This window comes from Amycolatopsis sp. NPDC004368 (assembly GCF_053602515.1).
This window is the reverse complement of record NZ_JBSGDT010000056.1, coordinates 1-13,983: the sequence shown is the minus strand read 5'-3', so window position 1 is coordinate 13,983 and position 13,983 is coordinate 1. Positions and strand designations below refer to the sequence as shown.

General features: G+C 69.8%; 15 protein-coding genes and 3 pseudogenes. 11 read left to right on the top strand and 7 right to left on the bottom strand.

Annotated features, from left to right (window positions below):
• Positions 1-180: 180 nt before the first annotated feature.
• The 5 genes and pseudogenes from ACWEOE_RS40125 to ACWEOE_RS40105 form a co-directional block, all read left to right on the top strand.
• Positions 181-291 (top strand): annotated as a pseudogene (locus tag ACWEOE_RS40125) (hypothetical protein); the annotation flags it as partial.
• Positions 291-461, top strand: a pseudogene (locus tag ACWEOE_RS40120) (nicotinate phosphoribosyltransferase); the annotation flags it as partial. The pseudogenes ACWEOE_RS40125 and ACWEOE_RS40120, both read left to right, overlap by 1 nt.
• Positions 462-494: 33 nt before the next feature.
• On the top strand, positions 495-1,142 hold the full coding sequence (locus ACWEOE_RS40115) for a hypothetical protein (RefSeq protein WP_452018779.1): 648 nt from the start codon (positions 495-497) through the stop codon (positions 1,140-1,142).
• Entirely contained in the window at positions 1,142-1,489 is a 348-nt protein-coding gene (locus tag ACWEOE_RS40110) for a hypothetical protein (protein ID WP_452018737.1), read from the top strand. Before ACWEOE_RS40115 ends, ACWEOE_RS40110 begins: the two co-directional genes overlap by 1 nt.
• A gap of 73 nt (positions 1,490-1,562) precedes the next feature.
• Positions 1,563-1,814 (top strand): hypothetical protein, encoded by a 252-nt coding sequence (locus tag ACWEOE_RS40105; protein ID WP_452018735.1) that lies wholly within the window; start codon positions 1,563-1,565, stop codon positions 1,812-1,814.
• A 57-nt stretch (positions 1,815-1,871) separates the two neighbouring features.
• On the opposite strand, the gene ACWEOE_RS40100 is transcribed toward ACWEOE_RS40105, so the two are convergent.
• Both ACWEOE_RS40100 and ACWEOE_RS40095 read right to left on the bottom strand, forming a co-directional pair.
• Complete coding sequence (locus tag ACWEOE_RS40100; protein ID WP_452018733.1) at positions 1,872-3,020, bottom strand: site-2 protease family protein; 1,149 nt, start codon at positions 3,018-3,020, stop codon at positions 1,872-1,874.
• Between the two features lie 300 nt (positions 3,021-3,320).
• Complete coding sequence (locus ACWEOE_RS40095; protein WP_452018731.1) at positions 3,321-3,947, bottom strand: hypothetical protein; 627 nt, start codon at positions 3,945-3,947, stop codon at positions 3,321-3,323.
• A gap of 642 nt (positions 3,948-4,589) precedes the next feature.
• Between ACWEOE_RS40095 and ACWEOE_RS40090 the strand changes: the two are divergent.
• The 6 genes and pseudogenes from ACWEOE_RS40090 to ACWEOE_RS40065 form a co-directional block, all read left to right on the top strand.
• Positions 4,590-5,238 (top strand): annotated as a pseudogene (locus ACWEOE_RS40090) (DUF4389 domain-containing protein); the annotation flags it as partial.
• A gap of 137 nt (positions 5,239-5,375) precedes the next feature.
• Positions 5,376-5,783 (top strand): Hsp20/alpha crystallin family protein, encoded by a 408-nt coding sequence (locus tag ACWEOE_RS40085; RefSeq protein WP_452018730.1) that lies wholly within the window; start codon positions 5,376-5,378, stop codon positions 5,781-5,783.
• 394 nt (positions 5,784-6,177) lie between these two features.
• Positions 6,178-6,771, top strand: a complete 594-nt coding sequence (locus ACWEOE_RS40080) for a hypothetical protein (protein ID WP_452018728.1) — start codon at positions 6,178-6,180, stop codon at positions 6,769-6,771.
• 141 nt (positions 6,772-6,912) lie between these two features.
• Entirely contained in the window at positions 6,913-9,195 is a 2,283-nt protein-coding gene (ppsA, locus tag ACWEOE_RS40075) for a phosphoenolpyruvate synthase (protein ID WP_452018775.1), read from the top strand.
• Entirely contained in the window at positions 9,192-9,698 is a 507-nt protein-coding gene (locus ACWEOE_RS40070; protein ID WP_452018726.1) for a universal stress protein, read from the top strand. Before ppsA ends, ACWEOE_RS40070 begins: the two co-directional genes overlap by 4 nt.
• A gap of 10 nt (positions 9,699-9,708) precedes the next feature.
• Positions 9,709-10,410, top strand: a complete 702-nt coding sequence (locus ACWEOE_RS40065; protein ID WP_452018724.1) for a CBS domain-containing protein — start codon at positions 9,709-9,711, stop codon at positions 10,408-10,410.
• Positions 10,411-10,474: 64 nt separating this feature from the next.
• On the opposite strand, the gene ACWEOE_RS40060 is transcribed toward ACWEOE_RS40065, so the two are convergent.
• The 5 genes from ACWEOE_RS40060 to ACWEOE_RS40040 all read right to left on the bottom strand — a co-directional run bounded on the left by ACWEOE_RS40060 (position 10,475) and on the right by ACWEOE_RS40040 (position 13,796).
• Positions 10,475-11,512, bottom strand: a complete 1,038-nt coding sequence (locus tag ACWEOE_RS40060) for a zinc-dependent alcohol dehydrogenase family protein (protein WP_452018722.1) — start codon at positions 11,510-11,512, stop codon at positions 10,475-10,477.
• 31 nt (positions 11,513-11,543) lie between these two features.
• On the bottom strand, positions 11,544-12,146 hold the full coding sequence (locus ACWEOE_RS40055) for a hypothetical protein (RefSeq protein WP_452018720.1): 603 nt from the start codon (positions 12,144-12,146) through the stop codon (positions 11,544-11,546).
• A 47-nt stretch (positions 12,147-12,193) separates the two neighbouring features.
• Positions 12,194-12,526, bottom strand: a complete 333-nt coding sequence (locus ACWEOE_RS40050) for a PLD nuclease N-terminal domain-containing protein (protein ID WP_452018718.1) — start codon at positions 12,524-12,526, stop codon at positions 12,194-12,196.
• Positions 12,450-13,466: a type I glyceraldehyde-3-phosphate dehydrogenase gene (gene gap, locus ACWEOE_RS40045; protein WP_452018716.1), complete on the bottom strand. Its 1,017-nt coding sequence runs from the start codon at positions 13,464-13,466 to the stop codon at positions 12,450-12,452. The genes ACWEOE_RS40050 and gap overlap by 77 nt, the downstream gene beginning before the upstream one ends.
• Positions 13,467-13,664: 198 nt before the next feature.
• Complete coding sequence (locus ACWEOE_RS40040) at positions 13,665-13,796, bottom strand: SHOCT domain-containing protein (protein WP_452018714.1); 132 nt, start codon at positions 13,794-13,796, stop codon at positions 13,665-13,667.
• Positions 13,797-13,983: the final 187 nt, after the last annotated feature.

Sequence of the window (13,983 nt, the reverse complement as noted above, 5' to 3'; positions counted from 1 at the left end):
CGACGACGCGGAAAGAGGCGAAAGCCCCCTGCTGGTGCCCATCCGGGGACCACCGTCGTCGCGTCGCGGGCCGTGTGACTCTCCGGATCCGGGCGAGATCGCTCGTAGCTGGCGGGTGCGGACGACCTGGCGGAGGTGCGACAGGATGAACGCGTTGCGCACGGACCCTACGAGATCCGCATGGCCGCGAGCCACCTGCGCCGCGGCATGACTGCCCCGGCCACGTTCAGGCTGTTCGTCCGCGACCTGCCCCGCGACCAGGGTTTCGTGGTCGCCGCGGGGCTCGCGGAATGCCTCGACCTCCTGCGCGACTTCCGGTTCGAGCCGGAAGAGCAAGCGTATTTGAGAGAGGGCTCGGACTGCCGGCCGCCGACGTCGAGGCGCTGTCCCGGCTCCGGTTCACCGGCGATGTCCGCGCGGTCCCCGAAGGGCGGGTGGTTTTCGCGGGGGAGCCGCTGCTGGAGGTCACCGCGCCGCTACCGGCGGCGCAGCTGGTGGAGACGATGCTGCTGAACTCCGTGACGTTTGCGACGGCCGTGGCTACGAAGGCCGCGCGATGCCGCGTCGCGGCTCCGGGCGCCGACCTGGTCGACTTCTCGGCGCGGCGTGCGCACGGGGGTGACGCGGCGCTGGCCAGGGCGGGACTGACTGCGATCGCCGGGTTCGGCCGCACGAGCAACGTCGAGGGGGTCGCCCGTCCCGGCCTGTGCCCCGCAGGCACCGTCGCCCACTCCTACCTTCAGGCGTTCCGGTCCGACCGCGACGCGTTCCGTGCTTTCGTGGAGGACTTTCCGTCCGCACCCGTGCTGCTTGTCGACACCTATGACCCGGTGACGGGGATTGCCCGCGCGATTGAGGTGTTCCACGAGTTCGGAGTCCGGCCGCCCTCCGCGGCACTGCGGCTCGACTCGGGTGACCTCCTCGCGCTGTCGGAGATCGCACGCAAGATGCTGGATGGAGCCGGGTTCCGCGAAGCTCGCATCATGGCGAGCGGCGGGCTCGGCGAGAACGAGCTCGAACGGCTCACCGCTGCAGGGCACCGATCAACGCCGACGGGCTGGGCGCAGCGGTGGGCGTCTCGGCGGACGCCCCGACACTCGACACCGCCTACAAGCTCGTCGAATACGACGGCAGGCCGGTGATGAAGCTCTCGACCGGGAAGCGGACGCTGCCCGGCGCGAAGCAGGTCTACCGGGGTGCCGCGGGAGAGCCGGACGTGCTCGCGACGACGGGCAAGCGGCGGTTCCCCGGCCGCGAGGCGCTGCTGATACCCGTGGTGCTGCGAGGCCGGCGACTGGAGCAACCCGGCGTTTCCGGCTCGCGCCGCCGGCGCGAGCACGACCTCGCCTGGCTTCCGCCGGCGGCGCTGCGGCTGCGTCGCCCCGAGCCGGTCGGTGTGGTGCACTCGGCCGCGCTGGAGAGCCTGGCCGAGGACGTGGCCGCACGCGTGCGCGAAGACCAGGAGCGCGCAGCCACGGTGGCTCGATAGCGCCGATAACGGCAAGAAGAGGAGGCAGTGGTGCACGGCAAACAGTGGCACGACGGCCGAGGCCGACCGCGTCGTGCGGCGGGCGCGTGACGTGCTGTTCCGGCAGATCATGCCGTACGAAGCTGCCGAAGAGCACGAGCTGTACCCGGCGTTGGCGGGACCGCTCGGCTGCGTGGAGAGCACCGTGACGATGAGCCGCACTCACACCGAGACCGCCCGTCTCGATCGCCGGCTCGACCGGCACCTGCGGGAGTCTCCGGAGATGATCCGGCCCGACCAGGGCGACGGCCTCCGCGCGATGCCTACGGCCTTGCCGCGGTGCTGACCCTGCATTTCACGCAGGAGGAGAAAGCGATCTTCACGCTGCCCGTTTTGTGAGCGGTCAGGACTCGGCGGGCCGGCGTACGCGGACTCCGAGCGCGGCGAGCTCGACCGCGCGTGCGAGGTCACCCGGCGCGACAACCCCGGCGAGTGCGCCGTGGTCGACGACGAGTATGAGGTCCTGTCCCGGCCGTAACGCAGTCCTGCCCAGCACTTCCGTCAGGGGCGTTTCCGGCGGTCCGGTGACGCATGCCGGGGGCTTCGTGCACACCGACTCGAGCCGGGTGGACGTGCGGGTGGTTTCCGGCACGTGGGCAAGCGGTCCGAGGCTGACGACGCCGACCGGGTGTCCGTCGAAGGACACCACGGGAAAGGCGCGGAAGGGCAGCTCCGCCGCGAGGTCGAGGAATCCCTGCACCGTGTACCAGCCGGGAGCGGTTGCCGGAGAAGTTGTCATGACGTCGGCCAGCCGGATCTGGGAGAGCGCTTCCCGCAACGGCGCCGCGACGAGTTCGCTGCGCGCTGCGAACATCAGGAACCAGCCGATGGCCACGAGCCACAGGCCTTCGAACGAACCGGTCATCAGGAATACCCACGTTCCGCAGCCGACGAGAAGGGCCGCCAGGAGCTGCCCACCCCGGCTGGCGATTCGTCGGGCTCGGACGCGATCGCCGCTGACCTTCCACGCGATGGCTTCGGTGATGCGGCCGCCGTCGAGCGGCGTAGCCGGAAGCAAGTTGAAAACAGCGAGGACCGCGTTCGTCCAGCCGAGCCAGCTGAGGGCGACTACGACCACGGGCGGCAAGGCTCCCGCCGCGAGTACTGCCATACCCACGAAAACACCGGCGAGGGCCACGCTCGCGGCGGGGCCGGCCGCGGCGACGAGCAACGCGGCCCGGGGCGTCCGTGGTTCCGCGGGAAGCTCGGCTGCGCCGCCCAACAGCCAGAGCGTGATGCGCTCGGTTTTCAGGCCGAACCGCCTTGCGGTGAAGGCGTGACAGAGCTCGTGCGCGAGCAGGGACGCGAGGAACACGACCGCGCAAACGGCCGCGGCAGACCAGCACAGCGGTGCCGGCGTGCCCGGGGCACCGGCTGGGAACACGTCCGTCGCAAGCAGATACGCCAGCAGCCCCGCGATGATCAGCACGGACCAGTGGGCACCGATCCGGATTCCGGCGATGCGGCCGAATGGGAACGTCGCGGGTGTCATCACCCGAGCCTGCGGCGAACGCCGCCACCCGGGCAGGGTCGCACCACCTCGTCGTGAAGGACCAAAGACACAGAGCTCGCGGACATCCGGATCCGCCTGCCGCGGCAGGCGGCCTCTTCCCGTCGGCGCTACGCCACCCGCAGCACGGCGATCCGCCGCTACCTGCACGCAGCCGAGCGGCGCGCAATCGACGAGAACGAGAAGGACGTGGTGCCGGAGCCGGCACCCGAGCCCGGAGCATGACGGGCGAGCTCGAGCCGGTTCCCGATGGCGGGGCGGGGACCGGCTCGAGTGGTGAGTTCAGTCTGTGCGGCTGTAAGCGGAGAGGCTGCGTTCGCGCGCATCTTGAGAGATCGTGCGCAGGAGCGTCGTATGAGCGGCCTGAGTGAACGGGTAGGCAACCCGCCAGTACCGGCGGAACTTCAGCCAGCTCTCCGGGTCGGTCAGCTGCACGCGGGTGTCGATCGTCAGCAGACTGCGGTGGGCACCATACGGGCGGACCCCGAAGGTGATCACGAGCTTCCCGTACCCCGGTTCGGCGAAGTCCGCGAAGTCCTCGGGCTCGACGCGCCGCCAGGCGATGACGGGACGCCAGAACTTGCCTGCCACGCCGACGGCGAACTCGGTGCCGGGGTGCTCACCGAGCAGGGCCCAATCCGATCCGCTGTCGAGATCGTCGACGGTCAGGCGGGTCGGCTGTCGTGGCGGACCGTGCCGGCGGCCGCGCCAGCGCGCGGGCAGCTCGCGTAGCCGTTCGGCCGTCGTGAAAAGGCCGCTGTGGATGTCAGTCAGGTCGAGGTTACGAGCCGCGGCATAGGTTTCCTTGATCGGTGCGTCGACGATGGTGTTACGCACGAGCGTGAACTGCGGGTGCGGGGCGAAGCCGTCACCGAGCAGTTCGGGTACTTGCGGCTGGTCCTGGGTCATGGTGCCTCCTGCGGAAGGGCATGGGCTACCAGACTGGAGCGGTGTTTCCCGCGTCCGCTAGGAGAGGAAGGCGCGGTCGGAGCCGATTTCGTCACCACCCAAGGGGACTTACTGCTCTCCTGTGCCGACGGCATGGGTGGGCACCGTGGGTTTTCTTGACCGAAGGCGTTCCGCCACAAGGGTTCTCGCCGCGGTGGCCACCCGGCACGGGGCCACCGGGGAGATCGCCGAGCAGATTGCCGCCACGGCCACGATGACGCTCGAGCAAACGACGCGGCACTGCTCGGCAGCGCCGTCTACCCCGGGCATTGGCTCGAAAGCGCCCGGCGGCTCGTGGGCGAGCACCAGTACGAGTTGCGACGGATCCCCGTGTGGCTCTTCTCGAGCGGGCCGGTGGGACAGCAGACGCGCGCTGGTGAAGACCCCTCGACGTTTCCGACGTCCTGGTCGCCACCGCGGCCCGCGAGCACCGGCTGTTCGGCGGCCGAATCGAACGGGCGCGGCCGCGCTTCCCCGAGCGTGCGGTGGTCACCGCCCTGCGAGTGAAGGACGGGGACAACCGCGATTGGCCGGTGATCCGCGCCTGGGCCCGGCCACCGCCAGTGAACCGGCCGCGGTGCCCGCGGGCGAGCAGCGCGAGCGATGATCGCCCCGTATCCGGTCCGGGTCGAGGCGGAGCTGGAAATGCCGCTGTCCCGCTGGCTGTGGCTCGTGAAGTGGATGCTGCTCATCCAGCACGTCACCGTGCTGGCGTTTCTCTGGCTGGCCTACTTCGTAGTGGCAATCATCGCGTTCTTCGCCATCCTGATCACCGCGCGAAACCCGCGGTCGCTGTTCGAGTTCACGGTGGGCGTTCTGCGCTGGAGCTGGAGAGTGCACAACTACGGCTACGCTGCACTCGGTACGGACCGGTATCCGCCGTTCACCCTCGGCGACGTGCCGGAGTACCCAGCCCGCCTGCACGTCGACTACCCCGGACGGCTTTCACGCGGGCTCGTGCTCGTCAAATGGTGGCTACTCGTCATTCCGCATGCGATCGTCGTGAGCCTGTTCATCGGTGGCGGCAGTTGGTTCGCGGGGCGCGCCGGCGCGAACGGTTGCGACTGGGCCGCCATCGGCCTGGTCGGAATCTTGGTGTTCGTAGCGGCCGTCATCCTCTGTTCACCGGCTCGTATCCCCGGCAGATCTTCGACTTCGTGCTCGGGATGGTCGGTGGGCGCTGGGCGTCGCCGCGTACGTCGCGTTGCTGACCGACGAGTACCCGCCGTTCCGGTTGGACCCCGGCGGCGCCCCGACGCGAGTCCCGGCCGCCGCCGGTTAGCTCGGCGGGGACCTTCGTCCTTCGCCTTCGGGCAGTCCGGCCGCCTCGCCGACGCGGCGCAAAAGAGTTACCTGGCCGTGAAACCGAAACCGAGGAGAGGAGCGAGCATGACTGGACTGTTGCCGGGTTCCCGGATGGCGCTGCCGAGCATCGCCGCCTGGCTGGACCACCCTTGGCCGTTCGCCGAGCACAACCCGGTACGGATCGAGGAGTCCACCAAGGAGGGAAAGTACACGATTCGCGCGGAACTGCCGGGGTTCGAGCCGGACAAGCACATCTCGGTGACGACGCACGACGGAATGCTTACCATCGAGGCGGAGCGCGAGGCGAGGGAGACCAGCGGGGGGCGCAGCGAGTTCTACTACGGGAAGTTCAGCCGGACCGTGCCGCTCCCGGCGGGGGCAGAGGCGACGAAGGTGAACGCCACCTACGCCCACGGCATCCTCGAGATCACCATGCCGTTGGCCGCGCAGCCGCACGAGAAGCAGATCAAGATCCACGTCGACAAGGCCTGAGGGCCGCCTGTGGTGGGCGTGGTCGCGGCCGCGCCCACCACCGCTGTGCACGAGGGGAGCCGTGACCGCAGACCTACCCGTCAGGGCGCCGCTGGCCGACGGCGAGGTCGGTCTCTTCCGGACCCTGCGTCCGGCGGATGCGGATGCCCGCGCAGGCGCTGCGCACCCGCCTCGACGAACGCGACCGCTATTTCCGGTTCTTCGGCTCATGCCGTCCACGATGGACCGTTCGGCGGACCGGATCGCGGGGGAGCCCGGCGACACCCATGCGGGACTGGGGTGTTTCTTTGAAGGAGACCTCACGGGGCGGCCGACTTCGAACGGCATGGCGGCTCGGTGGAGGCCGAGATCGCCTGGTCGTCAACGGCACCCACCGGGCACACGGGATCGCTCCTTGCTGCTGGAGCGCCTCGCTGCGACGGCGCGCACCGCGGGCCTGAGCGGCTCGTCGCGGTGGTGCTCGCCGAAACGCGAAGGTCATCAAGGTCTTCTCCGAACGGGGCTGCCCTACCGACTGGCCCGTGACGGCGCGGAGTGGTCGGTCACGCTGTGGCTCAACGCCCACCACTGCCCGGAGGCGATCGCCCACCGCGACGAGGTCGCCGAAGCCGCGAGCCTCACGCACGTGCCGGACCTGGAATCGGTCGCGGTGATCGGGCCGGGTCGACAGACCGGCTCGGTCTGCCATCCGTGCTCGGCCAACCTGCTCCACGGCGGGTACCCAGGCCACGTCGAGGCTGTAAATCCCCATGCTGCCTCGATCCTCGCAGTCCAGCGTTCGCCGTCGATCACGGGGCGGAGCATCGCGCCGGCCGAGTCCGCCGCGAGCGCAAGCGACGAGCGCGGTGCCTGCGGCAACCGTCTGCTGCTCGGCCGCATCGTTTTCGAGGTGCTGTTCGCTGCTTTGATGATCTACGTCCCGGGACTCCAGGGGTGTTCGACTTGGTGCCGCCGCGGGCGTTCGCGATCCTGCTTCCGACGCCGATGAAATCTTCCGCCGGGCGACGCACCGCGGACGAGGACGTCTGCCCCGTGCCGGGTGACTTTGTGCTCCGGTACGGCGTCCGCCGTCGAGGCGAGCATGGGGAAAGTCGGGCGGCTGCCTCGCCCGCGGTTCGGGAGGATACTCATGACCCACGTACGGAACCTGGCTGACCTCCGGCTCACCGACGCCGAGGTTGCCGGCGGCAAGGGCGCGAACCTCGGTGAACTGGTCGCGGCCGGCTTCCCGGTGCCGCCGGGCTTCGTGATCACCCGCGACGGCTACCGATCGGCGCTGGAGACAGCCGGCGTGCGGGCCGAAATCGCGGACGTGCATGCCAAAGCGCTGACCAACGTCGACGATGGCGTGGCGCTGGCCGAGATCTGCGAACGGCTGCGAGCCCTCGTTCGCTCGGCAGGTCTGACCATGGAGCTGGCCGAAGCAGTGACCACCGCCTACCGGGAACTGGGTGACTCGGTCACCGTTGCCGTGCGGTCTTCAGCGACGGGGGAGGACGGCGCCGAGGCGTCGTTCGCCGGGATGAACGCCAGCTTCACCAACGTGGTCGACGAAGGCACCCTGGCCCAGCGGGTCGTCGACTGCTGGGCGTCGCTGTTCTCACCGCGGGTCGTGAGTTACCGCGCGAGCCGCGGATACGCGGCGGAACCCGCGATCGCGGTGGTCGTGCAACGGATGATCCCGGCCGACCGAGCGGGCGTGATCTTCACAGCGGATCCGCGGACCGCCGAGCGGGACCAGGTCGTGATCGAGGCCGTCTTCGGCCAGGGCGAGGCGATCGTCAGCGGGGCCGTCGAGCCCGACACCTACGTGGTCGCCAAGCAGGACCTGCGGGTGCTCAGTGCTCGCATCGGCACACAGTCGCTCAAGATCATCCCAGAGGTCGGCGGTGGCGACGTAACGATCCCCCTGAGCGCGCAGGCCGGTGGTCGCCGGGTGCTCGACGATGCAACCGTGCTCGAGCTCGCCCGCCTGGCTTCACGGGTCGAGGACCACTATGGCGTGCCGCAGGACGTGGAATTCGCGATCGAGGACCACCGGACGTGGCTCGTGCAGTCGCGGCCGATCACGACGCTCCCGCCCGACCGCGAACCCGAGCCGGGCGCGCTGGTCACGGGGCTGGCGGCCTCGCCCGGTGAGTCGAGCGGGGCGGTCCGCGTGCTGCGTGATCCGGCGGAAGTCGTACAGCTGCGGGATGGCGAGGTGCTTGTCGCGCCGATGACGAACCCGGACTGGGTTCCGGCGATTCGCCGCGCGGCGGCGCTGGTGACCGACGGCGGCGGGATGACGTGCCATGCGGCCGTGGTTGCTCGGGAGCTGGGTGTGCCGTGCGTGGTCGGGACTGGCGATGCGACCCGGGTGCTGGCGGATCGGACGCTGGTGACGGTCGACGGGAGCCAGGGCGAGGTGCGGGCCGGTGCGGTGGTGCACGAGCCGGTCCGCGCGACGCCGACGGCAGCTCCCGCGGCCCTCGAGACGGTCGGGACCCGGCTCTACGTGAACCTCGCGATGCCCGAGCACGCCGCGGAAGTCGCGGCGCAGGCTGTGGACGGGGTCGGGCTGCTCCGAGCGGAGTTCCTCCTGACCGAGGCTCTCGGGGGCCGCCATCCTCGCGACTTGCTCGCCCGGGGAGAGCAGGAGTCCTTCGTGACCGCGATGGCGGATTCTCTTGCCGTGATCACGATGGCGTTCGCCCCGCGCCCCGTGGTCTATCGCGCGACCGACCTGCGCACGAACGAGTTCCGCGGCTTGGCGGGCGGGGAGGCGTTCGAGACCGAAGAGCGCAACCCGATGATCGGCTACCGCGGCTGCTACCGCTACATTCGCGAGCCCGACCTGTTCGCGCTCGAGCTGAAGACGCTCGCGCAGGTCCGGGAGCGTACACCGAACCTGCACCTCATGATCCCGTTCGTGCGCACGAAGTGGGAGCTGGAGGCGTGCCTCGAACTGGTGGACGCCAGCCCGCTGGGCCGACAGCGCGGGCTCCTGCGGTGGATCATGGCCGAGGTTCCCTCGGTGGTCCACTGGCTGCCCGAATACGTCGGTCTCGGCATCGACGGCGTGTCGATCGGCAGCAACGACCTGACCCAGCTGGTGCTGGGCGTCGACCGCGATTCGGCGGAGTGCGCGGAACTGTTCGACGAAGGCGACCCCGCGGTGCTGGGTGCGATCTCGGATATCGTCCGCACCGCCAACACGTACGGCATCACTTCGTCTCTGTGCGGGCAGGCGCCCTCGACCAACCCGGCTTTCACCGAACATCTGGTGCGGGCCGGCATCACGTCGATCTCGGTGAACCCCGACGCGATCGGTGCCGCGCGGCACGCGATCGCCGCCGCCGAGCGTCGCGTCCTGCTGGACGCCGCACGGTCACCGATTCGGAACCTTGAGTCAGTGAAGGAGACATCGTGACCACAGTGGACCAGAGCGACATCGTCGTCGGCGTCGACGGCTCTGCAGGCAGTGCGGCCGCTCTGCGCTGGGCGCTGTCCGAAGCACACACCAGCGGCCGCCGGGTCGTCGCGGTGAGAGCCTGGGCCTTCGACCGGACCGCCGACCTGGAGGCCGCGGCGACGCAGTCACCGCAGGACATCGAAGCTCGATACCGCGGGCAGCTGGAGCAGTCCGTGGCCGACGCGCTCGCCGGCGCCGAGCCCGTGGCCGTGCGCACGGAAACCGTCGACGGCGCGCCCGGTCCGGCCCTGGTGCGGACGTCGCAGCACGCCGCGATGCTCGTCGTCGGCAGCCACGGCCACGGCCGGTTGCGGCGGCTGCTAGTCGGCTCCGTTTCCGCGTATTGCCTGAAGGAGTCGCGCTGTCCGGTCGTCGTCGTGCCGGTCCGCACGGCAGAGGAGCGCGGCCCGGTATCCGACGCGGACGCGGTCGGGACGTACCAGCCCGGCCCGCTGTTGTGAGGAGTGGACGATGACCGGACAGCACGAAGTGGGCGCTGTGATGACAACGGACGTGGTGAGCGTCCCCCTCGGTACGCCCTTCAAAGCGGTGACGGCGTTGCTCGAGGAACGCGGAGTCGGAGGTGCTCCCGTCGTGGACGAGCGCGGTCACGTGGCTGGCGTCGTCTCACGCGGTGACCTGCTCGAGCGCGAAGTCGAACATCGCGGCTTCGGCCCGCGGGCACGGCGAGCCCGGCGCAAGGCCGAAGGGGTGTTCGCAGCCGACCTGATGACCAGCCCGGCCGTGACGATCGGCCCGGACGAAGACGTGGTGAGGGCGGCCCGACTGATGGAATCCTGCGGTGTTCACCGGATCCCGGTGGTGGACGCCGGCGGTGCGCTCGTCGGGATCGTGTCACGAGCCGATCTGGTGCGGGTCTTCCTGCGGCCGGACAAAAAGATCCGCGACGAGGTTCGCGACGAAGTGCTGGTGAAGGAGATGTGCGTCGACCCGCGGTCTCTGAGCGTCGCGGTGCAGGACGGGATCGTCTCGATCCGCGGCACGGTCGAGCGCTACAGCATGATCGGGCTCATCGAATCACTGGTCCGTCGCGTCGCCGGGGTCGTCGAGGTACGCGCGCAGTTGAAGGCCCACTTCGACGATCGCGGCATCCGCCCGGAAGAGCCCGCCGCCGGTGGTCGGTTCGGCCGGTGGTCGCCGCACCGGCCCTGACTGTGTGACAGCGAATCGGCCACCGTCCTTTCCGGATGGTGGCCGATTCGCCGTGCAGCACAGGTCACTGGCGGAACAGCGCCACCTTCAACGCCTCGCTGTCTTGAGGGTGCGCGAACACGTCGTAGGCTTCGTCCATCTCCGACAGGCCGAACCGGTGAGTGACGAACCGGCTGGTGTCCAGCCGGCCGGCGGCCAGTATGCGCAGCAGCATCGGGGTGCTCCAGGTGTCGACGAGTCCGGTGGTGATGGTGACGTCGCGAATCCACAGCTGTTCGAGGTGGAGCGTGGCGGGTTTGCCGTGCACGCCGATGTTCGCCACGTGCCCGCCCGGACGGACGAGCTCGGTGCACAGTTCGAACGTCTCCGGGACGCCGACCGCTTCGACGACCACGTCGGCGCCGCGCCCGCGGCTCGCCTCCTGCACCGCCTCGACGGCTTCCTCGGGCCCCACTGCCAGGTCGGCACCGAAATCCTTTGCGGCGCCGAGCCGGCTGGGTTCCTTGTCCACCACGACGGTCGCGGAAGGGCTGTAGAGCCGCGCAGTGGTGATGGCGGCCAGCCCGATGGGCCCGGCTCCGACGATGACCACGACGTCGCCGGGGCTAGTCTGCCCGTTGCGGACACCCACCTCGTAGGAAGTGGGCAGGATGTCGGCCAGCATCAGCGCGGACTCGTCGCTGACCGACGGCGGTAGCCGGTAGGTGGACGTGTCGGCGAACGGGATCCGTGCGAGTTCCGCCTGGACGCCGTCGACGAGGTGCCCGAGGATCCAGCCACCTCCGCCGAGGCACTGGCCGTAGGTACCGCGCCGGCAGTATTCGCAGCGGCCGCAGGCGCTGATGCACGAAACGAGGACGCGGTCGCCGGGCCGCACCGTGCTGACTGAGCCACCCGTGCGCAAGACGGTGCCCACGGCCTCGTGGCCGAGGACGCGCCCGCGCTCCACCTCCGGCACATCGCCTTTGAGGATGTGCAGGTCGGTGCCGCAGATCGTGACCGCGTCGATCCGTACCACGGCGTCGGTGGGGTCGATGATCTCCGGGTCGGGGTGGTCGGTCCAGGATCGACGACCCGGACCGTCGTAGACGAGTGCTTTCACGACTTCCTCCATTTCGGTCGCTTGTGGACGTTCAGCGCAGCCATGCCCGGTCGCCGGTGAACGCGGCCCAGCGGCGGGCCAAGCCCCAGGTGTCGCCTGCGAGCGTGGCGGCGAGCACGACGAGGACAAGCGCGTAGATGACGTGGTAGTCGATGAGCGGGTGGGTCGAGTGTGTCGCCTCGCCGGTGGCGGTGAACCGTGCGGGTGGCCAGTCGGTGGCCCACATGAGCAGCAGTATGGCCGTGCCCGCGACGGCGGTGATCCGCAGGGCCACACCGGTGACAAGGGCGAGGCCGATACCGAGCAGCCCGGCCATGAACAGCCAGTCGGCCCACCACGCGCCGGCCCAGGCGTGGAACGTCGAGGCGAGCGGACCCACGTCGACGTTGTTCAAGAAGTCCTGAGTGGGCGAGCCTCCGCGGATCCAGGCGTCCGCGGCGGTGGTCGAGTAGCCCAGGCCGAGCAGCTTGTCGGCGAAGGCCCACAGGAACACCAGTCCCATGGCGATCCGCAGCAAGGCGAGAGCGCGACCGCCGATGGCCCGGCGGGCGTGGCCTGGCGCGGGCCGCTCAAGCTCGCGCCGGACGGGAATCTGTGTGTCGGGAAGCTTTTCGTGCTCGGGATTGAAAGACATGATCCGTCCGTTCGTGGTTGGCCCCGAGCGCTGGGCTCGGCGGTGGATCACTCTGGAGCCGAGGGGCCTCGCTCTGTGGGCCCGGGCCGCAACCGGCCCCACCGGAAGTACGCGAGCGGCCCGGCGAAGTTGACGGCGATGACCGCCGCCCACACGGCTTTGGGTCCGCGGACCTGGTCCGCCTGCCGGTGCGCGAGGTCGCACCACGCCGTCGTGGCCAGAGCCCCCTGGACCACGGCGGCGCCGGTCACGACCCGCCGTTCGGCTGGGGACAAATCGGCCCACCTGCGGCGGGTGGCGCGGTCAGCGCCGGGCGAGCTCACGGCCCACCAGCTCGACGAGTTCCACGGTCCGGCACGCGTAGCCCCATTCGTTGTCATACCAGCCGAACACCTTCGCGGTATGGCCGTCGGTCTTGGTGAGGCTCGCGTCGAAGACGCACGAGGCCGCGTCGCCGATGATGTCGCGGGAGACCAGCGGCGCTTCGGTGTAGCGGACGATGCCCTTGAGATGCCCGTCCGCGGCCTGGCTGTACGCGTGGTTGACCGCGTCGGGCGTGACGTCCTGGTCGAGCTCGACGGTGAGGTCGGTGAGGGACCCGTCCTCGACGGGTACGCGGATGGCCACACCGTCGAGGCATCCGGCAAGCGCGGGGATGACGTCGCCGATCGCCCGGGCGGCACCGGTGCTCGTCGGGATCAGGTTCACGGCCGCCGATCGCGCTCGCCGAAGGTCCTTGTGCGGGCGGTCGAGCAGCGCCTGGTCGCCGGTGTAGCTGTGGATCGTCGTCAAGAACCCGCGCCGGACCCCGAATGCTTCGTGCAGCACCCGGATCATGGGCGCGACGCAGTTGGTCGTGCACGAGGCGTTGGAGATCACGTGGTGCGTCTCCGGCTCGTAGGTGCCTTCGTTGACGCCGAGCACGATCGTCGCGTCGACGCCCTTGCCCGGCGCGGAGACGATCACCTTGCGGGCGCCCGCAGTGAGGTGTCCGGCGGCCGCGTCGCGGGTGCGGAAACGGCCGGTTGCCTCGAGGACGACGTCCACGCCGAACTCACCCCACGGCAGGTTCGCCGGTTCGGGTTCGGAGGTGACTTGCAGTACCTGGTCACCTGCTTCGATCGCCGAATCGATCACCTGCACCGGAGCGTGCAGCGGGCCGTAGGTGGAATCATGGGCGAGCAGGTGCGCGAGGGTGTCCGCGGTGGTGATGTCGTTGACAGCCACCACCTCTACCGCGCTGTCCGGTTGTTCGAGGACTCGACGCACAAAGTCGCGCCCGATCCGGCCGAACCCGTTGATGCCGACTCGCACGGTCATGGGGACTCCTTCACTGCAATGGGCGTGTCCGTTCACCGTGCTCTGTCGCGGGGCAGCAGGACGAGGGGCGTTGGCGGGCGCTTGCGAGGACCTTCGTCCCGGGCGGGGTCGACCTCGACCGGCACCTCCTCGTGGATGTACTCCACGCTCGCGGCGTCCAGGATTGGCTGCAGGTGGTGCCCGCCCTCGTTCCCCGGGTCAACGCCCGAGCGCCTCGCGCCGGCGTTCGTATTCGTCCTGGCCGATCTCCCCGTGGGCGAACCGCTCCCGGAGGATGCCCAGGGCGCGGTCGTTGTCCGGTGGCGGCTTCGATGTCCTCCGGAGCAGCACGGCTGTGATAACCCCGGCGGCGGCCATCACGGCGAGGAGCACGAGGACCGCGACCGGGGCACCGAACCAGCCTGTGGCTGTCCCATAGTGCCTGTCAAGCCCCGGGTTTGGTGGAGACTGGATTAGCTGGTTTCCAGGGTTGGGGTGACCGGGTGGGTCATTGCGTGTAGTGCCTCGTACTGGGCGG

What these genes read in the sequence shown, in the direction of transcription:
- ACWEOE_RS40110 (WP_452018737.1), top strand. Translation starts at nt 1,142, where the DNA reads ATGAAGCTCTCGACCGGGAAGCGGACGCTGCCCGGCGCGAAGCAGGTC.
- ACWEOE_RS40100 (WP_452018733.1), bottom strand. Translation starts at nt 3,020, where the DNA reads ATGACACCCGCGACGTTCCCATTCGGCCGCATCGCCGGAATCCGGATC.
- ACWEOE_RS40095 (WP_452018731.1), bottom strand. Translation starts at nt 3,947, where the DNA reads ATGACCCAGGACCAGCCGCAAGTACCCGAACTGCTCGGTGACGGCTTC.
- ACWEOE_RS40085 (WP_452018730.1), top strand. Translation starts at nt 5,376, where the DNA reads ATGACTGGACTGTTGCCGGGTTCCCGGATGGCGCTGCCGAGCATCGCC.
- ppsA (WP_452018775.1), top strand. Translation starts at nt 6,913, where the DNA reads ATGACCCACGTACGGAACCTGGCTGACCTCCGGCTCACCGACGCCGAG.
- ACWEOE_RS40065 (WP_452018724.1), top strand. Translation starts at nt 9,709, where the DNA reads ATGACCGGACAGCACGAAGTGGGCGCTGTGATGACAACGGACGTGGTG.
- ACWEOE_RS40055 (WP_452018720.1), bottom strand. Translation starts at nt 12,146, where the DNA reads ATGTCTTTCAATCCCGAGCACGAAAAGCTTCCCGACACACAGATTCCC.
- ACWEOE_RS40050 (WP_452018718.1), bottom strand. Translation starts at nt 12,526, where the DNA reads ATGACAACGAATGGGGCTACGCGTGCCGGACCGTGGAACTCGTCGAGC.
- gap (WP_452018716.1), bottom strand. Translation starts at nt 13,466, where the DNA reads ATGACCGTGCGAGTCGGCATCAACGGGTTCGGCCGGATCGGGCGCGAC.